Consider the following 25,295-nt stretch of genomic DNA (forward strand, 5'->3'; position numbering starts at 1 on the left):
GGCCCGAACCCGCTTCGGAACCGGGCTCGCAGGACCGGGCCGAGCAGCCGCCGCCTCCCCGGGCCGGCGATCGGGCGCCGGTCTTCACCCTGACCGACCAGCACGGGCAGAGCGTCTCCCTGACGGATTTCCGGGGGAAGCAGGCCGTGCTGCTGGTCTTCTACCCCTTCGCCTTCTCCCGGGTCTGCGGCTCGGAACTGCAGGCGATCCACGAGAGCGTCGAGGACTTCCAGAACGAGCGCGTCCAGGTGCTCGCCGCGTCGTGCGACGCGCTCTACTCGCTGCGCGCGTACGCCGACGAGGCCGGCTTCGGCTTCCCGCTGCTGGCCGACCACTGGCCGCACGGCGGGGCGGCGCGCGCGTACGGGGTCTTCGACGCCGAGCGCGGTTGCGCCGTCCGAGGGACCTTCCTGATCGACCATGAGGGCGTCGTCCGCTGGACCGTGGTGAACGGCCTGGCGGACGCCCGCTCACTGGACGACTACCGGGCGGCGCTCGCCGCGGCCGGCGTATAAGACACCCATCCGGCTCGCCGGCGCACCGCCGCCGGCGAGCCCACCCCGACACTCACCGCATAGGAAACCCCGAGCCATGCCCTGCCACCGCTGCGGCGCCCGCCAGACCGACCCGGTCCGAGGCGCGTCACCGTGGCGGCGGGGCGTGCGCGCGGGCGAGCAGGTCCTCATCTGCCCGGCCTGCCAGCGCGACCGCGACTGGACCTCCGACCTGGCCCACTGCGCCGCCTGCGGCTCGCCCCGCCTGACCCGCGCCCTCGGCAGCACGCACTGCAAGGACTGCGGAGCCGAAGACCACGTCACCCCCGAGAACTCCGAGAACTCCCAGAACTCCGCGAATCCCGCGAACCCCGAGACGGCACCCGCCGCCGAGGCCGCCCCCGAGTCCCGCACCGGCGTCACCACCCTGTCCGAAGACGTCCACGCGGCCCTGGAACGCCATTTCGGCCAGAGGACCGACTGAGCGTTCCGCCTAGCCCCCACGGGGTAGCAAACTGTAGTCGGATAGGGATGTCAGACAACTTCATCAGAGCAGGGGGAAACCGCGATGCGCCTGAACCGGATGATCATCAGGGCGTCCGACGACGGCGAGGCGGGCAACCGCGTCGAGAAGATGACGGCGGCCCGGCCGGTCCAGTCGCTCACCAGCAGAGGAGCCGCCGCCGGCACCCTGCGCGTCAACCTCATCTGGGACCAGCTCCCGATGATCCCCACCCCCCGCCCCACCGGCGGCCTCAAACTCTCCTCCCGCCGCCTGGAACCCCCGCCGATCAGCCACGGACGCCTCGTGGACCTCGACCTCGGCTGCCTGTATGAGTTCACCGCCGGCCAACGCGGCGTGGTCCAAGCCCTCGGCCACCGCCGAGGCGACTTCGAACGCCCGCCCTACATCCGCCTGGACCAGGACGACCGCAGCGGCAGCGCCATAGGCGAGAACCTCTTCGTCAACCTCGACCACTCCGACGAGATGAGCCGCGTCCTGATCTTCGTCTTCGCCTACCAAGGCGCCTTCGACGGAGCCAACGCCAAGGTGACCCTCCACCCCGCCATCGGCAACCCCCTAGAGATCAAGCTCGAAAACCCCATCCCCCAAGCCAAATCCTGCGCCGTAGCCCTCCTCCTCCGCCACGGCCCCGACCTGGTCGTCCAACGCGAAGTCCAATTCACCACCGGCTTCCAATCCGAACTGGACCGCATGTACGGCTGGGGCATGCGCTGGCAAGACGGCCAACCCAAGGGCCTGGGCTGACACCCCCACCAGCTCCCGCAACCACCCACCGCCCCGAACCAAGCCCCCACACAGAAATCTCCGGCCGCGAGACCCCCTCTGGTCGGGTACTCTTTCCCTCTTGAGGGTCGCCCCGGCGACCCCCAAAGGGCGCATAGCTCAGCGGAAGAGCACTCGGTTTACACCCGAGCGGTCGGCAGTTCGAACCTGTCTGTGCCCACACCATGGAAGTCGGCTACACCTGTCAGGCGGCGTCGTCGCTGCGGGCCAATGATGATTTCGTGCTCGCGACTGAGCGGTTCGTGATCGTGTTGGACGGGGCGACGGCGGCGGTGGGTGTCGAGTCGGGGTGCGTGCATGGTGTGCCGTGGTTGGTTGCGCGGCTTGGGGTGAATCTCGCGGGGCTGCTTGTGCGGGATTTTGGTGCGGGGTTGGTGGATGTGCTTCGCGGGGGGATCGTTGCGACGATGCGGGATCACGGTGATGGCTGCGATCTTCGGAATCCCGATAGTCCTTCGACGACGGTCGCGATCTTGCGCTGTGGTGCGGAGTTCGTGGACTACATCGTTCTGGGGGATTCGGCTGTTGTGGTCGAGCGTGGCGATGGCGAGTTGGTGGTGGCGCATGATGATCGCACGGCTTACCTCACCGACCGTTCCGTCGAGGGCGTCAGCCGTTTGCGTAACACGGACGAGGGTTTTTGGGTCGCGTCCAATCGGCCTGAGGCGGCGGACAAAGCTATTGCCGGCAGCGTGCCGTTGGCCGACGTCACTCGTGCCGCGTTGATGACCGACGGCGTCACGCGCTTGGTCGAGCGGTACGGGCGTTCGTGGCTTGACCTGCTGGAGCGCATGGACGAGCACGGTCCGCGCGCCGTGGTCGCCGATGTTCGTGCCGAGGAGCTCGCCTCGCCGCCGGGTGCCTATCGCGGCAAGCTCCATGACGATGCCACCGCGGTCTTCTGCCGCTTCTGACGCTGCTTCCGACCCTGGCCGCGCCGAGCCTGCCGGGCTTCCGGATCTTCGCTGGGCTAGCGTGGGGCACATGCTGGTGACCAATCACGTCCTGTCCGGAGCGGTCGTCGGTGCGGCCGTGCGGCGGCCGGTGCCCGCGTTCGCGATCGGGGTCGCGTCGCATTTCGTGCTGGATTCGCTGCCGCATTGGGGTGACTGGGAGAGCGAGCGGCACTTCTTGCGGGTCGCGGTCGCCGACGGGCTGACCGGGCTGGCGGTGATGGGTGTGATCACGCGCGCGGTGTGGCGTGCTCCGGCGGCGGATCGCAACAAGCTCGCCGCATCCGTCGTGCTCGGGATGGTCGGCGCCGCGTTGCCCGACATGGACAAGCCCGCGCACATCATCTTCAAGCGCAAGCTGTGGCCGGACGTGGTGAACCGCTTTCACGGCCGCATCCAGGACGAGGCGCCGAACCGCTTCGTCTCGCACGAGCTGGTCGCCGCCACCGGGTTCGCGCTGTCGGCGGCGGCGTTGATCAAGCGGCGCGGGGCGCGGCGCTAGCTCTAGCTCGTGCTTGGATCGTCGCTCGCGGCTGGCTTGTAGAGCTAGCTCGCGGCTGAGGCCGGATACACGAACCGTCCGCGACCCACCGGTAGCTCTTCCACGGCTGCTGAGGAAGCGATGCGGACCACCTCGTCGCTGACATCGGGTTCCGGCAGGGCTGCTGCCGCCGCGGCCGGTGCCGGCTTCGGCTTGCGCGGTACGCGCGCGCCGGAGGAGCCGCCTCGGCCCGGATACATCAGCAGTCCGTTGATCGGGTCGGGGACGGCGTCCAGCGCCGCCTTGACCAACGTCGCGTCCCGGAAGGCGGACCAGCCGCCCACGGGTATGTCCTCCGGGAAGCAGAGCTCGAGCACCACACCCCAGGGACGTTCGACCCAGGCCCAGTCCTCCGCGCCGTACTCCAGCGCGGTGCGGATCAGGTCACGGCCGTGCGTGTCCTTCCAAGAGGCCGCGGAGAACTCGCCGTCCGCGACTTCGATCGACCACCATTCGCCCACCCCGCCACGGTATGCCGCCGCCGCTGGGGAAAGAAGGGTTCGACGGCTCTCCCCTCCGGCGTTCGCCACGGGCGAACAGGTTGGGCGAAATTCCTACACTGAGCCGTTCGAGCCCGAGGCGTTCAGGACGGTGGCGAGGGCGTCGGCGAGGGGTTCGACGTCGGCCAGATCCAGCTTCGCGATGGTGATGCGGATGCCCGGCGGGCTGTCGACGCGGAACCAGGCGCCGGGCGCCACGGCCCAGCCGGCGGCGAGCATGCCGCTGACCACGACAGCTTCCTCCGGAACCGGAACCCAGACGTTGATTCCGGTGGTTCCCCAGGCCTCGATGCCGCGTTGCGCGAGAGCGTTTACCAGGGTCGTGCGGCGCTCGGTGTAGGTGCGAGCCGCCTCGATGATCTGCGCCTCGACCGCCTCGTCCGTCCACAGCCGGTGGACCTGAGCCTGGATCAGCTGGCTGACCCACCCCGCGCCGAGGCGGAGCCGCCCGGCCATCCGCCCGCCGGTCATGCCGTCGGCGGCGACCACCGCGCAGCGCAGGTCCGGGCCGTATGCCTTCGACAGCGAGCGGATGTGGGCCCAGTGCTCGGTCGTGCCGGCCAGCGTGTGCAGGCGGTGGTGCCGGGTGATGTCGGCGCCGTGGTCGTCCTCGATGACCAGGACGTCGGGATACGCGGCGAGCAGCGCACGCAGAGCTTCGGCACGAGCGGCGGACACCGCGGCGCCGGTCGGATTCTGGGCACGGCTGGTGATGATCACCGCGCGCACGCCCCGTTTCAGCGCCGCCGCCAGACCCTGCGGCGTCATGCCCTCGACGTCGATCGGGACCGGGACGGCGGTCAGGTTCATCGCCGGCAGCAGCCGGTAGACGGCGCCCCAGCCCGGGTCCTCGACGGCGACCATGTCCCCGGTGCGCAGGTGGGCGGACAGCGCGCGGTCGATGGCGTCGCCGGCGCCGAAGGCCAGCAGCAGGTCGCCGACCGGGACGCCCTCGGCGCCGAGGCGCGCGCGGGCGGTACCGAGCAGGTCCGGCAGGATCGCCTCGCCGGTGTAAAGGCGCTGCGACGGGCCGCTGGGGAAGACCAGCTCCGGTAGTAGACGGCGGTCCGGGTCGCCGGTGACCAGGTCCTTCGCGCCGGGCGGGATCGGGAAGGACAGGTTGCGCGGGGCGGTCGCTGGCTGCGCACGCACCCGGGTCCCGCGGCGTCCGGCGGTCTCCACGGCGCCGCGGTCGCGCAGCAGGCGGTAGGCGGCCGAGACGGTGTTGGGGTTCACCCCGAGCTCGGTCGCGAGGTCCCGGATCGGCGGCAGCGCCTGGCCCGGCGGCAGGGCGCCGGCGGCGATGCCAGCCTCGATGGACGCCGCGATCTGGCTGGCGCCCCGGCCGGAGATTTTGTACGCTGCCGGGGAGGGTGTTTGAACTACCACAGTGACAAGTTTGCACTAGGACGAAAAATGACGCAAGCGGCTCCCCGCCAGACGCCTACCCCCACGCCTCCTTTGACGCAGATCTCGACGCAGAGCCCGACGCTTACCGCTATACCGAGCGCGATACCGAGTGCGACTCAGACCGCGACTCCCGCTCTGACCTCGACCCGGACGCCGAACCCCGACGCCCCGATCCGTGACGCCGAGACCGAAGCCTGCCTGTTCGGCCACGGCGCCGAGGGCGCCTACGACCAGACCCCGCGCACCACCGCCACCCGCTACCAGAGCCGCGTCGGCTACGACCGCGCCGCCGTCCACGCGGTCCTGGACGAGGCGCTGGTCTGCCACCTGGCCTTCGTCCTCGACGGCGCCCCGGTCGCCCTCCCGACGGTCCACGCGCGCTCCGGCGACCGGCTCTACGTGCACGGCTCGACCGGCGGCCGCTTCGCGCGCCTGGACGGCGAGCAGGTGAGCGTCACCGTCACCCTCTTCGACGCGCTGGTCCTGGCTCGCAGCTGGATGCACCACTCGATGGCGTTCCGCAGCGTGGTGGTCCACGGCACGGCCCGGGTCGTCGCCGACCCCGCCGAGCGCCTGGAGGCCATGCGTGCCCTGATCGACCACATCGCCCCCGGCCGCACCGCCGAGTCCCGCGAGCCCACGCGCAAGGAGTTGGCGCAGACCGCGATCCTGGCGCTGGACCTGGAGCAGGTGTCGCTGAAGGCGCGCGGCGACCAGGTCGCCGACGACGAGGCGGATCTGGAGCTGCCGTACTGGGCCGGAGCCATTCCGCTGGCGATCACCGCCGGCGTCGCCAAGCCCAGCCCGGACCTGCTCGAGGGCATCGCGCCGCCGGAGTACGCGCAGCACTACACGCGCTCGCACGCGTGCGGGTACGCGCACTGAGACTGAGTCTCGCAGCGTTGAAGAGCGCTGAAGACCACTGATGAAGCGCCAGGGCGGCGCGCCGAGGCCCGGCCGCCGCGATCAGATCCGCTGGATGATCGTTGCGATCCCCAGCGCCCCGCCCTGGCACATCGTGAGGAGCGCGTATTCCTTGTCCGCGCGCTCCAACTCGTGCAGCGCCGTGGTGAACAGGCGCGCGCCGGTCGCGCCGACCGGGTGCCCGATCGCCAGCGCGCCGCCGTTGACGTTCACCTTGGCCATGTCGACCCGGTGCGCGCGCGACCAGGCCAGCACCACCGAGGCGAAGGCTTCGTTGATCTCGAACAGGTCGATGTCGCCGACCGTCATCCCGGCCTTGGCCAGGACCGCGGTGGTCGCCGGGATCGGGCCGTCGAGGTGGAAGTAGGGGTCCGAGCCGACCATCACCTGCGCGACGATGCGGGCGCGGGGGCGCAGGCCCAGGGCGCGCGCTGTGTCGCGCGAGGCCCACAGCACCGCGGCGGCGCCGTCGGAGATCTGGGAGGCGGTGCCTGCGGTGTGGATGCCGTCGGGGAGAACCGGTTTCAGTCCGGCCAGCCCTTCCTGGGTGGTGTCGCGCAGTCCTTGGTCGCGGCCGACCGCGCGCCACATGCCGTGCTCGTCGCGCTCCTCCTCGCGGGTGGGGACCTGGACCTCGAACACCTCGCGGTCGAAGCGGCCCTCGGCCCAGGCCTGCTTGGCGCGCGCCTGGGACAGGACGCCCAGCGCGTCGGTGTCCTCGCGGGCGATCCCGTGCTTGCGCGCGATCCGCTCCGCGGCCTCGAACTGGTTCGGCATGTCGAGGTTCCACTCGTCGGGCTGCGGACGTCCGAAGCCTGACTTGGCGTTGGCGCCGAGCGGCACGCGCGACATCGCCTCGACCCCGCAGCCGATGCCGACGTCCACGGTCCCGCCGCCGACCATCGAGGCCACCATGTTGTTCGCCTGCTGCGAGGAGCCGCACTGGCAGTCGATCGTGGTCGCGGCGGTCGAGTACGGCAGGCCCATCGCCAGCCACGCCGTGCGCGCGACGTTGAACCCCTGCTCGCCGGCCTGGGTGACGCAGCCTCCGACGATCTGCTCCACCGCGTCGGCCGGCACGCCGGTCCGCTTCAGCAGCTCCCGGTAGGTCTCGCCGAGCAGGTAGGCCGGATGCAGGTTGGCCAGCTCGCCGTTGCGCTTGCCGATCGGGGTGCGCACCGCCTCGACGATGACGGCTTCGGACATGGACGGGCCTCCCACGAAACTGATACATGTTCTAGTTTCGTGAACGTAACAGCTATCCCGCGACAAGGGAAAGGGCCGCCGGAGGAGATCTGTATCAGCCTCAAGACCTCCGGCGGCCCGTTCGGGGTCCGCGTCACCGCGCGGGATCGGTCAGCACCCGCAGGCGCCTCCGCAGGCGCAGTTGCCACCGCTCTGGCAGCCGCACTTGCAGCCGCCGCCACAGCTGCAGCTCCCTGCCTCCGGCTCCAGGATGAGGATCGGCAGCGCCCGGCTCCCGGCGGGTGTCGGCGGGATGCCTTCGAGCGGGGTCTGAGGGACTTCTGACAATGACTGCTTCGCCATAGCGCCTCCTTCGCTGGCGGCGGTCCGGGCGGCGCGGCGGGGATCCGCCACAAGCCGCCAATGCCGCCGCTTTCCAGTCAAAAGGGAGATCCGGCCCGGGTCAATGGCCGGCCGGCTTACGCCACCCGGGGCGCCAGGGGGCGCGCCACGCGCGGCGCGCCGCGTCCGGCTACGCTCGGGGACATGTCTGAGCTGATCTTGCTCCGCCACGGCGAGACCGAGTGGAGCCGCTCCGGGCGCCACACCGGCCTGACCGACCTGCCGCTGACCACCGTCGGCGAGGACCAGGCCCGCGCCGCCGCCAAACTCCTGGCCGGCCGTAGCTTCGGCGCCGTCTACACCAGCCCCCTGACCCGCGCGGTCCGCACCGCCGAACTCGCCGGCCTCACCGACGCCACCCCCGACCCCGACCTGCTGGAGTGGGACTACGGCGGCTACGAAGGCGTCACCACCGAGGAGATCCACGAGAAGCACCCCGGCTGGTACCTGTGGGACGACGGCATCGTGCCCGGCGACCACGAGCACCCCGGCGAGACCATCGAGCAGGTCGGCGCGCGCGTGGACAGGGTCCTGACCCGGGTGCGGCCGCTGCTGGCCGACGGTGAGGGCGAGGACGTGTGCCTGGTCGCGCACGGGCATGTGCTGCGCGTGCTGTGTGCCCGCTGGCTCGGGCTGCCGCCGACCGGCGGACGGTTCTTCCGGCTGGACACCGCGGCGGTGTCGCGGCTCGGGTTCGAGCACGCGCGGCCGGTGGTGGACGGGCTGAATCAGCAGGGTTAGCGGGGATGCCGGGACGCGGGGACGCGCGGGGATGCGGGTCTGGCGGTCTGCCTAGGCCGCGGATGTACTACTTCTTGCTGTACTACTTCTTGCGCGCGGTCGCCATGACCGCCAGCTCCCCGAGCACGGTCTTGGCCTCCGCGTCGATCGGCGCGGCGTCCAGGGCCGCCCGCGCCTGGTCGGTCAGCGCGGCGATCCGCGTCTCGACGTCGTCCAGCGCCCCGGTGGAGCGGATGATGTCCTGCAGCTCGGCGACCCCGGCCGTGTCCAGGTCCGGGTTCCCCAGCTCCGCGCGCAGCGTCTTGATCGCCGCCGGGCTGTCGGCGCGCGCCGCGGCCAGCGCCACCAGCAGCGTCTGCTTGCCCTCGCGCAGGTCGTCGCCGGCCGGCTTGCCGGTCGCCGCCGGGTCGCCGAAGACCCCCAGCACGTCGTCGCGCAGCTGGAACGCCTCGCCGAGCGGCAGTCCGTAGGCGGAGTAGGCGGCGATGACGTCCTTGCCGCCGCCGGCCAGCATCGCGCCGACGTGCAGCGGTCGCTCGATCGTGTACTTCGCGGACTTGAAGCGGATCACGGTCTGCGCCCGCTGCGCCGCGCGCTCGGGCTCGTCCAGACCGTGCGCTTGCGCCAGCACGTCCAGGTACTGCCCGGCCATGACCTCGGTGCGCATCACGTCGAAGTACCGGCGGGCTGCGGCAGTGCGCTCCGCGGGCAGACCGTTGCCCGCGAACATCTCATCGCACCAGGTCAGGCAGACGTCGCCGAGCAGAATGGCCGCCGCCGCCCCGAACCGCTCGTCCGAACCCTCCCAGGCGGCCTCGCGGTGTGCGGCGGCGAAGCGGCGGTGGATCGCCGGCATGCCGCGGCGGGTGTCGGAGTCGTCCATGTAGTCGTCGTGGATCAGCGCCGATGCCTGGAGCAGCTCCAGGGAAGCGGCGGCGTGGACTATGCCTTCCTCTTCCTGGGCGGTCGCACTGTCGCCGAGTACTCCGCGCCATCCCCAGTAGCAGAACCCCGGGCGCATCAGCTTGCCGCCGTCTAGGAACTCCCGCAGCGCGGTCGGCAGCGGCGCCAGCTCCGGCGACATCGCGATGAGGGCCGCGCCCTGACTGTCCAGGAACGCCGACAGGGCGGCGTCTACTCGGGTTCGCAAGGAGTGGCGGTCCAGGGGGTTCACGGGAACAACCATACGGCCGGTGCTGCTAGGCCCGTGTCTCGCGTCTCGGGACGTCCGGCATCCTTACCTCACAAAGCGCGACATGCTCAGTACGGTGGATTCATGGCACTGGGACTACCCTCCGTGCGGCCGGACCGGGCCGCCACCGTCCGCGAGCTGTTGACGCGTGGCGAACGCTCCTTCTCCTTCGAGTTCTTCCCGCCTAGGGACGACGCCCAGGAGCAGCAGCTTTGGCGCGCTCTGCGGCGGCTGGAGGGGTACTCGCCGACGTTCGTGTCGGTGACGTACGGTGCCGGCGGGTCGACGCGGATGAAGACGGTGGAGACCACCGAGCGGATCGCCGCGGAGACCACGCTCACACCTGTGGGACACCTCACAGCGGTCGACCACTCCGTCGCCGAGCTGCGGCACGTCATCGGGCAGTACGCGGACGCCGGAGTGCGCAACATCCTGGCGCTGCGGGGCGACCCGCCCGGCGACCCCTTGGGGGACTGGGCAGCACACCCCGAAGGGCTGAGCTACGCCAGCGAACTTGTGGATTTGGTAAGGGAGTCGGGGGAGTTCTGTGTAGGCGTCGCCGCCTTCCCGGAGATGCACCCGCGCTCGCCGGACTGGGACACGGACGTGGCGCACTTCGTGGAGAAGTGCCGGCGGGGCGCGGACTTCGCGATCACGCAGATGTTCTTCCTGACGGACGACTACCTGCGGCTGCGGGACCGGGTCGCGGCGGCGGGGTGCGACGTGCCGATCCTGCCGGGCGTGATGCCGGTGACCAACGTCGCGCAGATCAAGCGGATCACCGGGCTGACCGGGCAGGCGTTCCCGGCCGACCTGGAGCGGTCGCTGATGGCGGTGGAGGGGGACAAGGCCGCGGTGCGCGCGGTCGGGGTCGATTGGACGACGCGGATGTGCGAGCGGCTGCTGGCCGAGGGCGTGCCGGGGCTGCACTTCATCACGCTGAACATGTCGACGGCGACGCTGGAGATCTATCGGAACCTGGGGTTGGACCGGCGGCATGAGCAGAGTTCGGGGATGCGGCTTTCGGCTTAAGGGCGCGCCTTACTGCTCCCTCCAGCTGCCCCTACTAGCCGCTCCCCAGGGCTTACTCCTCCGGCTATTCCTCCAGCTACTCCTCCAGTCACCAGCACTGTCACCTTGTCTGATGAACGACGCCTGATCCGCCCTACCCCGCCCCACTCCGTGTGCCAGCCTGCGAGGAACAGTCCGCGGAACAGTCCAGGGGCGGGAGAAGGAGAGGCACGAACATGCAGCCGCTCGGAGTCCGATACGCGGTACCGGTGGACCTCGCGGCGGTCCACGCCGTCACCCACTCGGCCTACCGCCACTACGTCGACCGCATCGGCGCCCGCCCCGCCCCGATGGACGCCGACTACCCGCACCTGATGCGCCGCGGCTGCCTGTTCGTCGTCGGCAGCCCCGCCATCGCCACCGTGACCCTCATCCCCGAAGACGGCTGGCTCCACCTCGACAACTTCGCCGTCGCCCCCGACCGCCAAGGCCGAGGCACCGGCCGCCGCATCCTCGCCTTCGCCGAAGACCACGCCCGCCAACTCTGGCTCCCCGAACTCCGCCTCCAAACCCACGCCATGATGTGGGAGAACCAACGCCTCGCCACCGCCGCCGGCTACCGCGAGTACACCCGCACCGGCACCGGCGCGGAACACGAGGTCATCCACTACCGCAAGGCAATCGCCGGCTGGGACTTCACAGGCGAGACCTACTTGCCGACGGCCGCAGGCGTGGCCCTGGCGGGGGCGCGGTAGGTGCGGGAGGCGCGGGAGCCGTCGGGCTGCGCCAGCGACACGCCCGGGACGCTCACCCGTTCGACGCAATTCGAGCGCTGATTCCCGCCGCAGACAGCGCCGACGGTGGGATTCTGAGCGTGAGCGGCCGCCGCGGGCCCTTCCTAATTGGGGGTGGTTTGCCCCCATTGGTAGGGCGGGCCCTACCTGGCGCCGCAACGTAAAAAGCGCGATCGGCCCAGCGCTGGTGACGGTACGAGCGTTCGGCTCGGTGCCGTCCTGGCGCCGTAACGTAAAAGTGCGATCTGCCCAGCGCTGTTGGCGGTACGAGCGTTCGGCCCGGTGCCGTTGGCTGGATCGCCGCCTGCTGCTCGTGCCCCGCCGAATGGCTCAGCTCCCCGACTCCGCAGCCGCCGCCGGCCTCAGCGCCGCGCCGCCGCTCGCCGCCGGCCTCAGCGCCCCGCATCCACCGCCGCGACCGCCTCGGCCATCGCCTTCGCCGCGTACCCCGCTGCCCGGTTCGCCGCCGCGTCCGCCACCGGTCCGGCGGGCGCCGCCGTCGGCCGCATCGGCGCGCGCCGCACCTGTCCCGCCGGGCGCGAAGTGGCGGGCCGTACCTGCGTTGGCGCCGTCGTGAACGCCGCCAGCAAACGCCGCGCGGTGTCCGTGAAGGAGTGCAGGATCGAGTTCTCCGTGTCGTATAGCGGGTGCCGTCCGCCGCTGCCTGTCGCGGCCGCAATGCCTGCGCGCTCGCGCGGCCATAGCGAGCCGTCCAGGAACTCTATTGCGTGCCGTCCGTCGAGCGTCGCGACCTGCCCGCCGGCTCGCCGGACCGCGCGTACCAGTCCCGTCTCGCCGTGTGCGTCGTGTGCTGCGTTGCAATGGCCGCCGACTCGCCAGTAGGTCTCGCTGTCGACCGCGAGCAAGCGCGCCGATGTGGACGGCCGCGGTCCGGTTGCCGGTGTGCGGTCGACGGGAGTTCGTCGTCGCGCCTCGGCGACGACCAAGTCCATCCGGCGCGGTCCGCGCAGTGCCGCCACCGCAGAGGCGATCGCGCCTGGCGCCAACGCCAAGCCCGGGTCGGCGAACACCATCGCCTTGCCGCGTGCGGCGACCGCGAGTTGCTCGCAGGCGTGAGCGTGCGCGCACCATCCCTGTGGGGTAGGTGCGCCGACCAGCAGGCGCACGCGCGGGTCGTCCATCGCGGCTTGCAAGACCAGGCGGCGGGTGAGGTCCGTGGAGCCCGCGTCCAGGAAGACCACGTCCAGTTTCGACACCCGGGTCTGGCTCAGCAGAGCCCGCACACACCGCAGGACGCGGCGTTCGTCGTTCAGGAGCGGGACGAGGACCGAGACGATCTCGTTTGCCGGGGGTGGGTCGGCGGACAGGGCGGACGGCACAGACGGCGCGGGCAGTGCGGGCGAGGCGCCTGCCGGGTGTCGATTTCGTCCCACGGGCTCAAGGATCCCCACCTGGCGGCTTGATCGCAGCGTGGAGGAAAGGAGGGTGGGCCGTGAGGGTGACTGCGCGGGAACTAAACGAGCCAGATGCGTGCTCCTCTAACGGCTTCCGCTAGGAGCTCCCGTAAGGGCAGCCGCTAAGGGCTCCCGCAAACAAAGGGGCGGGACCCACGCCCCCACAGACGCGGATCCCGCCAAGGCCGAATGGCCTTCCCTACCCCCACTAGCACCCCCACCGGGTGCGTCGGAGGCCGCAAAGAAGCGGCACTTCCGATCACCCATATAGACGTTCGAGGGGGTGGGTTGGGTTGCAGTGTTACAGCATTCTGTATGTTGCGATTTAGTAACAGCGTCCGCCGTCTCCGCCGTCGGACGTATGTGCAGGTACTCAAGCTGGACCTGAGTACTAATACCCATGAGGACTGTCGGTGCCATGCGCCACACTTACTGACGGCACGCGACGGACGCGCCACGGTGGGGAGTGTCGGGGAGGCACTGGGCCGGCCGCGTGTCGTTCATGGGGGAAGACCCGGTCCCGTTTGATGAGGCACTGCCGACACGGGGCGGCAGAGCTTCGTGAAACGGGACCGGATCGGGCGTATTCGAGCGGGCGGCGGACAGTCGGGCGCTCGCGAGAGCGCGGCGGCGTTGAGGGTTTTCCTCCGCCGCCGTCGTCGTTTTCGCGGGTCGGACGTGGGCTCGATGCGGCGTGGATTGCCTCGCGAGCCAGGTCAGATGCTGGTCAGATGCAGGTCGGGTGTCGGCCGGACGGTCTGGCGGTGATCGTCGCCAGGATGCCGATTCACTCATTTGAGCGAGTCTTGACCCGATTCCGTTGAGGCCGGGTGGCCCGCGGGGGTAGCCTGGTTCGAGTCGAACAAAGATTCGATGATGGGTCCGGCGCCCGGAACGGCCTCCCCGCCGGGCAGTCGCGGGAGGGGAAGCCCGTGGCTGCCCGTTGGCCGGTCCGGGCGTGCGGATGACTGAGGTGGCGGCTATGGAGGCTGCGATGAGTGCGAATGGGACGGGTGCCGCGGTGAGCACCGATGACGAACTGATCGACGTACTGCGCCGCCACGGCGAGCCGGCGCATTTCATCTGGCGCGGCAAGCTGTACCGCGTGCGCCAGGTCCTGTCGCACTGGATCCAGGTCGGCGCGGACTCCGGCGAGCTCCCGTCGGTGCTGCTGCGCACCGACCTGCGCCTGGGCACGGTCGAGACCCTGGTCTTCGGCCGCGACCGGGAGGTCGAGCGCGAGCTGTGGAGCGTGCGCGCGAGCGTGGGCCGGGACGGCGACGTGGAGGTGTTCCAGCTCTGCCACGACGTGCCCACCGGCGGCTGGCTGCTCGTCGCGGAGTCCCTCAGCAGCCTGCCGGAGCACCTCGGCAGAGTGCTGAAATTCCCGGAGAACTGATCACCACGGCCGTTCACGGGGATTTCCCGGCTTGAACACCTGTTTTTGTCAGTGGGGCCTGTCACTGTGGAAGAGACATGCGGCGAGTGTCCGACATGTCATCAGTGGACCCTGACTAGTACAGGGAGGGAACTATGCCCGCCGCTCTCACAAGCCCGGACACGGGACCGATAGCAGGCTCCCGGGCCCACCCCCCGCCGCTGCCCCCGATGGGCGCCGGCGGACACCGCCGCGGCCCGGCCTCCCGCTCGGCGCGCGACCTGTTCGAACAGGCCGTGCACGAGCTGGCCGAGGCCGTGACCACGTCGCACCCCTACGACCGCTACTGCGGCGCCCACATGGCAGCCCTGCACGCCTCGGCCGCCGTGGTGACCGCACGAGCAGTCCCGGCCGCACCGACCCGCCGCCGCCCCCGCAGCGTCTGGGACCTCCTCTACCGCGAAGCCCCGGAACTGGCCGACTGGGCCGCCTACTTCGCCTCCGGCGCTACCCGCCGCGCCGCCGCGCAAGCCGGCCTGCCCAACGCGGTCACCGACGCCGAAGCCGCCGAGCTGGCGCGCGAGGCCGAGGTGTACCTGGGAGTCGTGGCGCAACTGCTCGGGCTGCCCTACCAGGACGGGCTGCCGCTGAGCTCAGGGGAGCAGCCAGCCGCGAGCTGACCGGGGAGAGACACCTGTTGCTCGGCCGGATCACTGGCCGGGAGGCGGTTGAAGCCGCCGCACTGTGCGCGACGATCGATCGCGCTTTCGCCGGGCGCCGATGGCAGCGTTCGCGCTGACTCGACGCTGGCCAGGTAGTCAGGTGGCCAGGGTTCGATGACGGCTGCCCGCTGGGAGTGTGCGGCCGCTCGGTGGTGGTGCGTGGGCGAGTGCGCGCCGCTAACTGTAGCCCTTCGCTGCGCCGCCGGGTGTGCCGACACGCGGGCTCTCGCCTATCGACTCGGCTTCTGCGTGCTTGTCTGGCGCCCGAGCCGCTGATTCCGGAGTCTGCTGCCCATGCGGCGACCAGCGGCGTGATCACGACGTGATCCGCGATCGTTAGTGTCCGGGCCCATGGACATGGCGCACGGGGTGGGCCTGCTCGGCGCGGCGGCGGGAGCCGGCGGAGTGGACGCGATCGTCGGCGGCGGAGGGCTGATTCAGTTGCCCGCGCTGCTGTTGGCGTATCCGACGCTGCCCGCGGCTGCTGCGCTCGGCACGAACAAGCTCGCATCGATATCCGGCACCAGCACCGCCGCGGCCACGTACCTGCGCCGCACGAAAGTGGACCGGCGCGTGATGCTCCCCGCTGCGGCGCTGGCCGTGGTGTGCGCGGGATTCGGCGCGGTCTCGGCGTCCAGCCTGCCGACGAGCGTGTTCCGCCCGATCGTGATGGCGCTGCTGGTCTGCGTCGCGATGTTCGTGGTGTTCCGGCCCTCGTTCGGCGCCCAGGAGGCGGGCATGGAGGCGTCACCGCGCCGCCGCCTGGCCACGACCCTGGCGGCGGGCATCGGAATCGGCTTCTATGACGGCATCTTCGGCCCGGGCACCGGCACATTCCTGATCATCTGCTTCGCCGTGGGCATCGGTACGTCATTCGTCGCCGGCTCAGCGATGGCCAAAGTGGTCAACGCCGGCACGAACTTCGGCGCCCTGCTGGTATTCGCCACGCAAGGCCACGTGATGTGGGCGCTAGGCGCAGGAATGGGCGCCTGCAACATCATTGGCGCCCGCATCGGAGCACGCCTGGCGCTGAAGCGCGGCGCCGGATTCGTGCGAGGCGTGCTGCTGGTCGTGGTGGCGGTGATGGTGGTGAAGATGGGCTTCGACCAGTTCAGCTAGCCGAGCTGCCGAGCTTGTGATTGCCGCTTGCCCTCCACGCGACTCCTATCTGGAGCACGTGATGGGGGGCGGTTTTGGTTGTCGGGGCTTTCACTCTTGTGGGCTAGCTGCGGAGGCGGAGGCCTGAGGGGGTGGTGCGGAAGCCGGCGGCTGCGAGGGCTTGGGCCAGGGGGGAGGTTTTGCCGGCGTAGAGGACGTCTTCGCCGTCGGTTTTGGAGACGGTCAGTTTGCCGAGCCAGCCGTCTCGGACGGTGAGGGCTAGGGCGTCGGCTGCTGGTTGGAGGGCCGCTGGGTCTTCGGTCCAGGAGAGGAGGGTGCGGCCGCCGCGTTCGACGTAGAGGGTTAGGGCGCCGTCTACGAGGACTACTAGGGCGCCTGCTTTGCGGCCGGGCTTGTGGCCGGTGTTGGTGGTGGCGTTGGGGTCTTCGGGGGTGGGGCGGGTGGGCCAGGGGAGGGCGGCGCCGTAGGCGTTGGCGGGGTCGGTGGCGGCTAGGACTAGGGCGCCGATGCGTTCGGGGTCTTTTTTGGGGCGGCGGGGGGTGTACTCGTGGGGGGTGCCCATGAGTTTGTGGACGCTGTCGTCGAGGGCTGCGCCGGTGGCTTCGTGTTCGCGGTTCTGGAGGGTTTCGAGGGCTGCTGCCAGGGAGCGGAGGCGGTCGACGGCGCCTTCGGCGGCGAACTGGGCGGCGCCGAGGCCTTCGACGAAGTAGCCGCGGCGGGTGCGGCCGGCTTCCTCGTAGGCGGAGAGGACCGAGTAGACGCCCGCGTAGCCGCCGGGGATGTGCTCGCTCATCACTGAGCCGCGGGTCACTACGCCGTAGCGGTCCAGGAGGACCTCGCCGAGCAGGTGGGCGCGGCGGGTCGGGTCGGCGATGCGCGGGGCGAGGCGGGACCAGCGGCCGGCGGCGGAGGGGCTCACGGCGGCTGAGGCGTTCTGGTCCGCCGCTACCGCTGCCACGCCGAAGCGCGCGTAGCGGCCGCGGGGAGTCGGACGGCGGGTCTTGTGAGCGCTCTTGCCGGAGCCGAGGAGGCCGCGCAGGGGTGCCAGGGTGTCGTTGGTGATGTAGCCGGCCCACAGGAGGTCCCAGAGCCCTGACAACACTTCGCCAGAGGAGAACGTGTCGCTGACGCGCGCGACGATTCCGCGCAGGAACAGAGCCGCGTCTTCGCCGAGGGCTTCGAGGATCGCCTCGTGCACTGGGCCGGGGTCCAGGGCTTCGGAGGGTTCGGGAAGGAGCAGGGGCGCGAGTTCGGCGGGGCACAGGGTCACCCAGCCGTCGTCGCCTGCCAGCGATCCGGCGCCGGCCCACACCACTTCGCCGGACGACGTCAGCTCGTCGAGCATGGTCGGGGAGTAGTCCACGATCCGGGAGGGCAGGATCAGGCGTTCCAAGGCGGAGGCAGGGACCACTGCACCGGCTAATTGCTCCACTACCCGGAGAACGCCGTCCGTGCCGCGCAACGGGGACGCAGCAGCGCGCCCGACCGACTGCCACGCCGGCAGCAGCATCGCCAGCGCCCGCGGCTGTACCGGCTCAGCCTCCTTGCGCAGCGCGGCCATCGTCCGGCGGCGCACGCGGCGCAGCACCTCGGCGTCGCACCACTCCATGCCGCTGCCACCGGGGCGGAACTCCCCGGACAACACACGGCCCGCAGCCGCGAGACGTTCCAAGGCTGCGATGACCGACGACGCCGGGATACCGAAGCGAGTCGCGGGCTCGATGGCGTTGAACGGGCCGTGCGTACGCGCGTAGCGCGCGACCAAGTCGCCGAGCGGGTCCGCGACGACAGCCGTGAACGCCTCCGGGATGCCCACAGGCAGTGGCACGCCTAAAGCGTCTTGCAAGCGCCCCGCATCCTCGATCGCAGCCCAGCGTTCCTCGCCGGCGATACGGACCCTGATGATCCGGCGCGCGCTCTCCAGGTCCACCAGCCACGCCGCTTCGATGCCGCGCGCCGCAGCCTCGGCCGTCGACAGCGGACCGAGCAGACGCAGCAAGTCGGCGGCATCCTCGCCATCGCGGGCGCGGCGGTTCGGCGTCAGGTACTGAAGCTCCTCCTCCAGCGCCGTGAGGATGTCGGGGTCCAGCAGGTCGCGCAGGCCGGTCTGGCCCAGGAGTTCGGCCAGCAGCGCCGGATCCAGCGACAGCGCGGCGGCGCGGCGCTCGGCCAGCGGGGAGTCGCCCTCGTACATGAACTGCGCGATGTAGCCGAACAGCAGGGAGCGGGCGAACGGGGAGGGCTGCGCGGTCTCCACCTCGACGATCCGCACCTTGCGCGCCTCGATGTCGCGGCACAGCTCGATCAGCCCCGGCACGTCGTACACGTCCTGCAGCACCTCGCGCACGGCCTCCAGCACGATCGGGAAGCTCGCGTGCTTCGCCGCCACCGACAGCAGCTGCGCCGACCGCTGCCGCTGCTGCCACAGGGGCGTGCGCTTGCCCGGGCGCGTGCGCGGCAGAAGGAGCGCGCGACCGGCGCACTCGCGGAAGCGGGAGGCGAACAGCGCCGAGCCGCCGATCTCGCCGGTGACGATCTCCTCGATCTCGTCGGAGCCGAACAGCAGGCCCAGGGTTTCGGTGGTCGGGTCGGCCGCGTCGGTGTCCGGCAGGCGCAGCACTATGCCGTCGTCGGCGTGCATCACCTGCGCGTCCAAGCCGTAGCGCTCGCGCAGGCGGGTGCCGATGGCCAGAGCCCAGGGGGCGTGCACCTGGGCGCCGAAGGGGGAGTGGACCAGGATCTTCCAGTCGCCGAGTTCGTCGCGGGTGCGCTCGACCACGATGGTGCGGTCGTCGGGGATACGGCCGGTGGCCTGCTTCTGCTCGCGCAGGTAGGACAGCAGGTTGTCGGCGGCCCATTCGTCCAGGCCGGACTCCTTCAGCCGGGCCTTCGACACCGCTTCGTCGGCCTTGCCCAGCTCGCGCAGGAAGCCGCCGAGCGCGCGGCCCAGCTCCAGCGGACGGCCCAGGGCGTCGCCGTGCCAGAACGGCAGCTTGCCCGGCATGCCCGGGGCGGGGGAGACCAGGACGCGGTCGTGCGTGATGTCCTCGATGCGCCAGGAGGAGGAGCCCAGCGTGAACACGTCACCGACCCGCGACTCGTAGACCATCTCCTCGTCCAGCTCGCCGACCCGCTTGGCGCCCTCCTTCGCGCCGGCGAGGAAGACCCCGAAGTAGCCGCGGTCCGGGATGGTGCCGCCGGAGGTGACGGCCAGCCGCTGCGCGCCGGGACGGGCCGAGAGCTTGCCCTCGACGCGGTCCCAGACGATGCGCGGCTTCAGCTCGGCGAACTCGTCCGAGGGGTAGCGGCCGGAGAGCAGGTCGAGCACTGATTCGTAGGCCGAGTCCGGCAGCGCGGTGAACGGCATCGCGCGGCGGATCAGGGCGATGAGATCGGCGGCCGGCCAGTCCTCGATCGCGACCATCGCGATGATCTGCTGGGCCAGTACGTCCAGCGGGTTGCGCACGACCTTCAGCGCCTCGATGGACCCCGACGCCATCCGCTCGGCCACCACCGCCGACTGCACCAGGTCGCCCCGGTACTTGGGGAAGATGACGCCGCGCGAGATCGCGCCGACCTGGTGGCCGGCGCGCCCGACGCGCTGCAGCCCGGCAGCCACCGACGGCGGCGACTCCACCTGGATCACCAGGTCCACCGCGCCCATGTCGATGCCCAGCTCCAGGCTGGAGGTGGCGACGACGGCCGGAAGGTTGCCCGCCTTCAGCGCCTCCTCGATGTCGGCGCGCTGCTCCTTGGACACCGAGCCGTGGTGCGCGCGCGCCAGGACCGGCGGGGCGCCGGAGACCTGCCCGGCCTGAGCCATCACTTCCGCCGGCGGCGAGGCTGCCAGCACCTGTTTCACGCTCAGCGGTTCCTCGAGAGGGTCACGAGCATCGCGCTCGGGGTCGGAACCGGGGGAACCGGGGGAACCGGGGGAACCGGCGGTGCCGCCGGTGACCCGCTCCCAGTGCGCCTCGTTCAGCTTGCCGGTCAGCCGCTCGGCCAGCCGCCGGGAGTTGGTGAAGACGATCGTCGAGCGGTGCCGCTCGATCAGGTCCGCCACCGCCGCCTCGACATGCGGCCACACCGACACCTGCCGGCGCCCGGTCTGGTCGGCGGCGACCAGCTCGCCGTCGTCGGTGTCCAGCGCTCCCATGTCCTCGACCGGCACCGAGACCCGGATGTCGAAGGTCTTGGCGATCTTCGGCGCGACGATGTGCACCGGATGCGGACCGCCGAGGAACTGCGCGACGGTCTCGGCCGGCCGCACGGTCGCCGACAGCCCGATCCGCCGCGCCGGCCGCTCCAGCAGCGCGTCCAGCCGCTCCAGGGAGACGGCCAGGTGGGAGCCGCGCTTGGTCCCGGCGACCGCGTGGACCTCGTCGATGATCACCGTCTCCACGCCGCGCAGCGACTCGCGGGCGGCGGAGGTGAGGAGCAGGAACAGCGACTCGGGGGTGGTGATCAGGATGTCCGAGGGCTTGGTCATGAATCTGCGCCGCTGGTCGGCCGGGGTGTCGCCGGAGCGGACCGCGATGTCGACGTCCGGCTCGGGCAGGCCCAGGCGCGCGGCGGCCTGCTTCAGGCCGGCCAGCGGCGCGCGCAGGTTGCGCTCGACGTCGACGGCCAGCGCCTTCAGCGGCGAGACGTACAGGACGCGGCAGCGGCGCTTGGGCTCGCTCGGCGGCGGGCCGAAGGCCAGCCGGTCCAGCGCGGCCAGGAACGCCGCGAGCGTCTTGCCGGACCCGGTCGGCGCCACGACCAGGGCGTTCTTCTCCTCGGCGAGCGCGTTCCAGGCTCCGGCCTGAGCGGTCGTGGGCTCGGCGAACGCGGCCGTGAACCAGGCCTGGGTGGCCGGGTGGAAGTGGCTCAGGGCCGCGGACCCTGCCTTTCGGATAGACGCTGCCATACGGTCCATAGTGCCTGGTCCCTCTGACAGACTGGGGGTCATGCGGTCAGGGACGATGCGGCTTCAAGATTTCTGGGAGCGGATGCGGGAGGAGCTCGGGCCGCTCGCCGACTCGTTCTCCCGGGACCATGTGATGAGCGACCTGGGCGGCCGGACCGTGATGGAGGCGCTGCGGGACGGCATCGACGTGAAGGACATCTGGGCCGCGGTCGCCAGAGATCGGGAATTGCCGTTCTTCTAGCCGGTCTCCAGGCGGGGTCAAGCCACTACTCCAGGCGGTGCTCCAGCAGTGGCCGGAGCAGTGACCGGAGCAGTGGCCGGAGCGGTGGCCGGAATCGTCATCTGTCCATCCGCGCAGCCACTTCCGGCCGGGTAAGGATCCCCGCTACGTTCCACATGTGACCGCAGCCGACTCTCGAATATCCCCCGACCTCGTCGCCGTCGCCGGGCGCGCGGCCGCCGTCCAGCGGCGCACCGTCCGCGTCCTCATCGGCAGCCAGATCCTCGGCGGCATCGGCTCCTCGACCGGGTTCTCGCTGTCGACGCTGCTGGCCAAGGAGATCACCGGGAACGCCGGTCTGGCAGGGCTCACCGGCACCTTCTCCTCGCTCGGCGCGGCCTGCGCCGCCATCCCGCTCTCGCGCATCATGGCCGCTCGCGGCCGGCGCCCCGGCCTGGTCCTGGGCTACGGCGCGGCGATCGTCGGGACCCTGGTCATCGTCCTGGCCGCGCGGCTGCACGCCTATCCGCTGCTGCTCGGCGGGATGGCGCTGTTCGGCTCGGCGTCGGCGGTCAACCTGCAGGCCCGGTACGCCGGCACCGACCTGGCGCCGGCCGAGCGCCGCGGGCGGTCGCTGTCGATGGTGATCTGGGCGGTGACCGTCGGCTCGATCCTCGGGCCCAACCTCGGGCATCCGGCGGAGGGGACGGCGCGGGCGCTCGGGCTGCCGCCGCTGGCCGGGGCGTTCCTGTGGTCGGGGTTCGCGCTGTGCGGAGCCGCGCTCGTGCTCGGGCTGTTGCTGCGTCCTGATCCGCTGCTGGTCGCGCGGGAGCTGCGCGGGGAGGACGCGGCGGCGCCGGAGCGGCTGACGCTGCGGGAGTCCTTCGCCGTGATCGGCGCCTCGCCGTACGCGGTGCTGGCGATCGCGGTCGTCGCCGTCTCGCACACGGTCATGGTCTCGGTGATGTCGATGACGCCGGTGCACATGAACTCCGACGGCATGTCGGTGACGGTGATCGGGCTGGTGTTGTCGGTCCACATCACCGGGATGTACGCGTTCTCCCCGCTGGTCGGCGCCGCGGTGGACCGGATCGGGCGGATCCCGGTGCTCGGCGCGGGATTGGTGGTGCTGAGCGCGGCGTGCCTGGTGGTCGGTGCGGCGCCGATGGGGTCCCGGTCGTACCTGATGGCCGGGTTGCTGCTGCTGGGGATCGGCTGGTCCTGCGGCGTGGTGGCGGGCTCGACGCTGCTCACCGAGTCCACGCCGGACCGGGTGCGGCCCTCGGTGCAGGGCGCCAGCGACTTCGTGATGCAGGGTTCTTCGGCCGGCGGGGCGGCGCTGGCCGGGCTGGTGGTCGGGACGCTCGGGTACTCCTGGCTGGCCGGTCTCGCGGTCGCGCTGCTGGCGCCGGTCGCAGTGCTCGTGGTCGTGACCGCGGTGCGGCGCCCCGGGGTCGCCGCCAACATTCCGGGGCGTTCCGTACAAGAAGACGTGGCACCCCAGGTACCGTGAGAGGCGGTCAAAGCTTGCGGGACGCGGCCGAGTCAGTTTTTGTCAGTGGCGTCCTCTACGTTCAAGACCGTCAGACGTGAAGTACCCGGAGAAAAAGAGGCAAGCACCCATGGCGGCAACGACCACCGACCGCGAGAAGGCGCTCGACGCCGCCCTCGCCCAGATCGAGCGGAACTTCGGCAAGGGCTCCGTGATGCGCCTGGGCGCCCGCTCGGTGCAGCCGATCGACATCATCCCGACCGGCTCGATCGCCCTGGACGTGGCCCTGGGCATCGGCGGGCTGCCGCGCGGCCGGGTCGTGGAGATCTACGGCCCGGAGTCCTCCGGCAAGACCACGATCGCGCTGCACGCGGTCGCCAACGCGCAGAAGGCCGGCGGCCAGGCGGCGTTCATCGACGCCGAGCACGCGCTGGACCCGGACTACGCCCGGAACATCGGCGTGGACACCGACCTGCTGCTGATCTCCCAGCCGGACACCGGCGAGCAGGCGCTGGAGATCGCCGACACCCTGATCCGCTCCGGCGCGCTGGACATCATCGTCATCGACTCGGTCGCGGCCCTGGTGCCCAAGGCCGAGATCGAGGGCGAGATGGGTGACTCGCACGTCGGTCTGCAGGCCCGCCTGATGAGCCAGGCGCTGCGCAAGCTGACCGGGGTGATCCACCAGACCAACACCACGGTGATCTTCATCAACCAGCTGCGCGAGAAGGTCGGCGTGATGTTCGGCTCGCCGGAGACCACCACCGGCGGGCGCGCGCTGAAGTTCTACGCCTCGGTCCGCCTGGACATCCGGCGTATCGAGACGCTGAAGGACGGCACGGAGGCGGTCGCGAACCGCACCCGCGTGAAGGTCGTGAAGAACAAGGTCGCCCCGCCGTTCAAGCAGGCGGAGTTCGACGTGGTCTTCGGCTCCGGCATCTCGCGCGAGGGCTCGCTGATCGACATGGGCGTCGAGCACGGGTTCGTGAAGAAGGCGGGCGCCTGGTTCACGTACTCGGAAGGCCAGCTCGGCCAGGGCCGGGAGAACGCGCGCCGGTTCCTGAAGGAGAACCCGGACGTCGCCGACGGCCTCGAGAAGCTGATCAAGGAGAAGCTGGGGATCGGGCCGAAGCTCGACGAGCCGGCCGACGGCGCGACGGCGACCGTGCCCGCGCCGGCCGCCTCCGCCGACGGTGCCCCGGCCGAGGAGGTCGCGGCCAAGCCGGCCAAGACCAGCCGGGCGCGCAAGACGGCTGCCGCCGCGGCCGGTGCGGAGGAGTAGTAGGTGAGCGCCGGTTGGGGCCGGTTCCAGGACGAGGGAGCCGGTCCCGACTGGTTGGCCGCGGAGGGGGAGAGCGACGGCGCGCCCGGGTGGGCCGCGCCGGGTTCTGGCACGGGGGAAGACAACACCGGAGCGGGCTCGCAGGGCGAGCCTGGTTGGGGCGCGCGGAGTACCGACGCGTCAGCAGCGAAGTCTGGAGCGGGCTCGGGGCAGGGCGAGCCGAGCGCATCTGACGACGGCGCGCCCGGCTGGGCCGCGCCCGCCGAGCCGGGCACCGATTCCGCGCCGAGCGGCTGGGCCTCGCTGGGCGATTCCTCCGGTGGCCGAGGCGCTGTGCCGAAGCCGTCGAAGCGATCGGAGCCGTCGAAGCAGTCGGAGCGCGGGGATTCGGCACGCTCCGGCCAGCGGCGCGACTTCGGCGAGGACCGGCGCGGCGGGTCGGCGTCGGCATCGTCTGCTTCAGCTTCGGCTTCGGCGAAGAAGAGCGCTGCCAAGAAGACCTCCGGCGGCTGGTCGTCGCGTCGCAAGGACCGGGATCCGGCCGATGCCGACAAGCCCAAGCCGCAGCTCTCGCGCGAGAAGCTGGAGCAGCGCGCGAAGAACATCTTGATGTACCACCTGGGCCGGCAGATGCAGACCCGCTCGCAGTTGGCCGATCGGCTGCGCAAGAAGGAGATCCCGGACGACATCGCCGAGGCGGCGCTCGATCGGTTCGAGGAGCTGCACCTGCTCAACGACACCGACTACGCCGAAGTCTTCGTCCGCTCCCGCCACAACGAGCGCGGGTTGGCCAAGCGGGCCCTGGGCTACGAGCTGCGCAAGCGCGGGATCGACGACGAGACCGCCGCCGAGGCGCTGTCCACGCTCGACGAGGACCAGGAAGCCGCCACCGCGCGCCGACTTGTCGACTCCCGGCTGCGCGGGACTCGCGGTCTGGATCCGCAGGTGCGCACCCGGCGGTTGGTCGGGATGCTCGCGCGCAAGGGTTACTCCTCCTCCATCGCCTTCCGGGTCGTGAAGGAGGCGCTGGCCGAGGAAGGGCTGGACGTCGATCTCGGCGATCCGGGCTTCGACTGACCCTCGGCCCTCGTTCGGCGCCGTGGTGTGAGCATCGGCGCCCGCCGACACCCCGACTAAGCCCCGACAACGCCCCGGCGCGCCACCCTGTACCGCCGTGTCGCCACCTTGTGCGCCGGTTTGCCAGAACACCACTCCATCCGGTGTTTTCATCGGCTTTTCCCGACGACACCAATGGTTGTCGACCACACTCCTCCTTGACCGTATTGTTACCTCGCCCTAACC

The 25,295-nt window shown here is 71.0% G+C and carries 21 protein-coding genes, 1 tRNA gene and 1 pseudogene; 17 read left to right on the top strand and 6 right to left on the bottom strand.

All coding sequences use genetic code 11. The annotated features are described in order from the left end of the window. Nucleotides 1-65 precede the first annotated feature (65 nt). The 6 genes and pseudogenes from CACI_RS07785 to CACI_RS07810 form a co-directional block, all read left to right on the top strand. A pseudogene (locus tag CACI_RS07785) lies at nucleotides 66-515 on the top strand (peroxiredoxin); the annotation flags it as partial. Nucleotides 516-591: 76 nt separating this feature from the next. Further along, nucleotides 592-978, top strand: a complete 387-nt coding sequence (locus CACI_RS07790; RefSeq protein ID WP_012785776.1) for a hypothetical protein — start codon at nucleotides 592-594, stop codon at nucleotides 976-978. A gap of 84 nt (nucleotides 979-1,062) precedes the next feature. Then, on the top strand, nucleotides 1,063-1,764 hold the full coding sequence (locus CACI_RS07795) for a hypothetical protein (protein ID WP_012785777.1): 702 nt from the start codon (nucleotides 1,063-1,065) through the stop codon (nucleotides 1,762-1,764). Between the two features lie 127 nt (nucleotides 1,765-1,891). Beyond that, nucleotides 1,892-1,963 (top strand) — tRNA-Val (locus tag CACI_RS07800). Nucleotides 1,964-1,967: 4 nt separating this feature from the next. After that, nucleotides 1,968-2,717, top strand: a complete 750-nt coding sequence (locus CACI_RS07805) for a protein phosphatase 2C domain-containing protein (RefSeq protein WP_012785778.1) — start codon at nucleotides 1,968-1,970, stop codon at nucleotides 2,715-2,717. 70 nt (nucleotides 2,718-2,787) lie between these two features. Continuing rightward, a complete protein-coding gene (locus CACI_RS07810; RefSeq protein ID WP_012785779.1) occupies nucleotides 2,788-3,258 on the top strand; it encodes a hypothetical protein in 471 nt (156 codons plus the stop codon). A gap of 44 nt (nucleotides 3,259-3,302) precedes the next feature. Here CACI_RS07810 and CACI_RS07815 read toward each other — a convergent pair whose 3' ends face one another. Both CACI_RS07815 and CACI_RS07820 read right to left on the bottom strand, forming a co-directional pair. Then, entirely contained in the window at nucleotides 3,303-3,758 is a 456-nt protein-coding gene (locus CACI_RS07815) for a hypothetical protein (RefSeq protein WP_012785780.1), read from the bottom strand. Between the two features lie 93 nt (nucleotides 3,759-3,851). Beyond that, nucleotides 3,852-5,186, bottom strand: coding sequence for an aminotransferase class I/II-fold pyridoxal phosphate-dependent enzyme (locus CACI_RS07820; RefSeq protein WP_012785781.1), 1,335 nt, complete (start codon nucleotides 5,184-5,186; stop codon nucleotides 3,852-3,854). A gap of 219 nt (nucleotides 5,187-5,405) precedes the next feature. Here CACI_RS07820 and CACI_RS07825 point away from each other — a divergent pair, with 219 nt between their 5' ends. Then, nucleotides 5,406-6,092: a pyridoxamine 5'-phosphate oxidase family protein gene (locus tag CACI_RS07825; RefSeq protein WP_049871983.1), complete on the top strand. Its 687-nt coding sequence runs from the start codon at nucleotides 5,406-5,408 to the stop codon at nucleotides 6,090-6,092. Nucleotides 6,093-6,173: 81 nt separating this feature from the next. On the opposite strand, the gene CACI_RS07830 is transcribed toward CACI_RS07825, so the two are convergent. After that, a complete protein-coding gene (locus CACI_RS07830) occupies nucleotides 6,174-7,337 on the bottom strand; it encodes a steroid 3-ketoacyl-CoA thiolase (protein WP_012785783.1) in 1,164 nt (387 codons plus the stop codon). A gap of 525 nt (nucleotides 7,338-7,862) precedes the next feature. Between CACI_RS07830 and CACI_RS07835 the strand changes: the two genes are divergently transcribed. Further along, nucleotides 7,863-8,459, top strand: a complete 597-nt coding sequence (locus CACI_RS07835; protein WP_012785785.1) for a histidine phosphatase family protein — start codon at nucleotides 7,863-7,865, stop codon at nucleotides 8,457-8,459. Between the two features lie 82 nt (nucleotides 8,460-8,541). On the opposite strand, the gene CACI_RS07840 is transcribed toward CACI_RS07835, so the two are convergent. Next, on the bottom strand, nucleotides 8,542-9,645 hold the full coding sequence (locus CACI_RS07840) for a polyprenyl synthetase family protein (RefSeq protein ID WP_012785786.1): 1,104 nt from the start codon (nucleotides 9,643-9,645) through the stop codon (nucleotides 8,542-8,544). A gap of 90 nt (nucleotides 9,646-9,735) precedes the next feature. On the opposite strand from CACI_RS07840, the gene metF reads away from it, so the two are divergent. Next, a complete protein-coding gene (gene metF / locus CACI_RS07845) occupies nucleotides 9,736-10,683 on the top strand; it encodes a methylenetetrahydrofolate reductase [NAD(P)H] (RefSeq protein ID WP_012785787.1) in 948 nt (315 codons plus the stop codon). 215 nt (nucleotides 10,684-10,898) lie between these two features. Next, a complete protein-coding gene (locus CACI_RS07850) occupies nucleotides 10,899-11,417 on the top strand; it encodes a GNAT family N-acetyltransferase (protein WP_012785788.1) in 519 nt (172 codons plus the stop codon). Between the two features lie 431 nt (nucleotides 11,418-11,848). On the opposite strand, the gene CACI_RS45240 is transcribed toward CACI_RS07850, so the two are convergent. Beyond that, nucleotides 11,849-12,850 carry a glycosyltransferase family 2 protein gene (locus CACI_RS45240; protein ID WP_143765171.1) on the bottom strand — a complete coding sequence of 334 codons (1,002 nt, stop codon included), beginning with the start codon at nucleotides 12,848-12,850 and terminating at the stop codon, nucleotides 11,849-11,851. Between the two features lie 1,015 nt (nucleotides 12,851-13,865). On the opposite strand from CACI_RS45240, the gene CACI_RS07860 reads away from it, so the two are divergent. The 3 genes from CACI_RS07860 (at nucleotide 13,866) to CACI_RS07870 (ending at nucleotide 16,090) form a co-directional block, all read left to right on the top strand. Further along, a complete protein-coding gene (locus CACI_RS07860; protein ID WP_012785790.1) occupies nucleotides 13,866-14,270 on the top strand; it encodes a DUF6504 family protein in 405 nt (134 codons plus the stop codon). A gap of 134 nt (nucleotides 14,271-14,404) precedes the next feature. After that, a complete protein-coding gene (locus CACI_RS07865) occupies nucleotides 14,405-14,929 on the top strand; it encodes an SAV_6107 family HEPN domain-containing protein (protein ID WP_012785791.1) in 525 nt (174 codons plus the stop codon). Between the two features lie 393 nt (nucleotides 14,930-15,322). After that, a complete protein-coding gene (locus CACI_RS07870; RefSeq protein ID WP_012785792.1) occupies nucleotides 15,323-16,090 on the top strand; it encodes a TSUP family transporter in 768 nt (255 codons plus the stop codon). Between the two features lie 103 nt (nucleotides 16,091-16,193). On the opposite strand, the gene CACI_RS07875 is transcribed toward CACI_RS07870, so the two are convergent. After that, the gene (locus tag CACI_RS07875) at nucleotides 16,194-21,008 is read right to left on the bottom strand and encodes an ATP-dependent helicase (RefSeq protein ID WP_012785793.1); all 4,815 of its coding nucleotides are present in this window, start codon (nucleotides 21,006-21,008) and stop codon (nucleotides 16,194-16,196) included. 46 nt (nucleotides 21,009-21,054) lie between these two features. Here CACI_RS07875 and CACI_RS07880 point away from each other — a divergent pair, with 46 nt between their 5' ends. The 4 genes from CACI_RS07880 to CACI_RS47085 all read left to right on the top strand — a co-directional run bounded on the left by CACI_RS07880 (nucleotide 21,055) and on the right by CACI_RS47085 (nucleotide 25,070). Beyond that, entirely contained in the window at nucleotides 21,055-21,240 is a 186-nt protein-coding gene (locus tag CACI_RS07880; protein ID WP_041541332.1) for a DUF3046 domain-containing protein, read from the top strand. A gap of 157 nt (nucleotides 21,241-21,397) precedes the next feature. Continuing rightward, nucleotides 21,398-22,732, top strand: coding sequence for an MFS transporter (locus tag CACI_RS07885; protein WP_012785795.1), 1,335 nt, complete (start codon nucleotides 21,398-21,400; stop codon nucleotides 22,730-22,732). 109 nt (nucleotides 22,733-22,841) lie between these two features. Beyond that, nucleotides 22,842-23,993 (top strand): recombinase RecA, encoded by a 1,152-nt coding sequence (gene recA / locus CACI_RS07890; RefSeq protein WP_012785796.1) that lies wholly within the window; start codon nucleotides 22,842-22,844, stop codon nucleotides 23,991-23,993. A gap of 3 nt (nucleotides 23,994-23,996) precedes the next feature. Continuing rightward, the gene (locus CACI_RS47085; protein WP_012785797.1) at nucleotides 23,997-25,070 is read left to right on the top strand and encodes a regulatory protein RecX; all 1,074 of its coding nucleotides are present in this window, start codon (nucleotides 23,997-23,999) and stop codon (nucleotides 25,068-25,070) included. Nucleotides 25,071-25,295 lie beyond the last annotated feature (225 nt).

This window comes from Catenulispora acidiphila DSM 44928 (assembly GCF_000024025.1).
Lineage (GTDB): Bacteria > Actinomycetota > Actinomycetes > Streptomycetales > Catenulisporaceae > Catenulispora > Catenulispora acidiphila.

What these genes read in the sequence shown, in the direction of transcription:
- CACI_RS07865 (WP_012785791.1), top strand. Translation starts at nt 14,405, where the DNA reads ATGCCCGCCGCTCTCACAAGCCCGGACACGGGACCGATAGCAGGCTCC.
- CACI_RS07880 (WP_041541332.1), top strand. Translation starts at nt 21,055, where the DNA reads ATGCGGCTTCAAGATTTCTGGGAGCGGATGCGGGAGGAGCTCGGGCCG.
- CACI_RS07795 (WP_012785777.1), top strand. Translation starts at nt 1,063, where the DNA reads ATGCGCCTGAACCGGATGATCATCAGGGCGTCCGACGACGGCGAGGCG.
- CACI_RS07830 (WP_012785783.1), bottom strand. Translation starts at nt 7,337, where the DNA reads ATGTCCGAAGCCGTCATCGTCGAGGCGGTGCGCACCCCGATCGGCAAG.
- CACI_RS07860 (WP_012785790.1), top strand. Translation starts at nt 13,866, where the DNA reads ATGAGTGCGAATGGGACGGGTGCCGCGGTGAGCACCGATGACGAACTG.
- CACI_RS07850 (WP_012785788.1), top strand. Translation starts at nt 10,899, where the DNA reads ATGCAGCCGCTCGGAGTCCGATACGCGGTACCGGTGGACCTCGCGGCG.
- CACI_RS07790 (WP_012785776.1), top strand. Translation starts at nt 592, where the DNA reads ATGCCCTGCCACCGCTGCGGCGCCCGCCAGACCGACCCGGTCCGAGGC.
- CACI_RS07875 (WP_012785793.1), bottom strand. Translation starts at nt 21,008, where the DNA reads ATGGACCGTATGGCAGCGTCTATCCGAAAGGCAGGGTCCGCGGCCCTG.
- CACI_RS07805 (WP_012785778.1), top strand. Translation starts at nt 1,968, where the DNA reads ATGGAAGTCGGCTACACCTGTCAGGCGGCGTCGTCGCTGCGGGCCAAT.
- recA (WP_012785796.1), top strand. Translation starts at nt 22,842, where the DNA reads ATGGCGGCAACGACCACCGACCGCGAGAAGGCGCTCGACGCCGCCCTC.
- CACI_RS07835 (WP_012785785.1), top strand. Translation starts at nt 7,863, where the DNA reads ATGTCTGAGCTGATCTTGCTCCGCCACGGCGAGACCGAGTGGAGCCGC.
- CACI_RS07810 (WP_012785779.1), top strand. Translation starts at nt 2,788, where the DNA reads ATGCTGGTGACCAATCACGTCCTGTCCGGAGCGGTCGTCGGTGCGGCC.
- CACI_RS07870 (WP_012785792.1), top strand. Translation starts at nt 15,323, where the DNA reads ATGGACATGGCGCACGGGGTGGGCCTGCTCGGCGCGGCGGCGGGAGCC.
- metF (WP_012785787.1), top strand. Translation starts at nt 9,736, where the DNA reads ATGGCACTGGGACTACCCTCCGTGCGGCCGGACCGGGCCGCCACCGTC.
- CACI_RS07840 (WP_012785786.1), bottom strand. Translation starts at nt 9,645, where the DNA reads ATGGTTGTTCCCGTGAACCCCCTGGACCGCCACTCCTTGCGAACCCGA.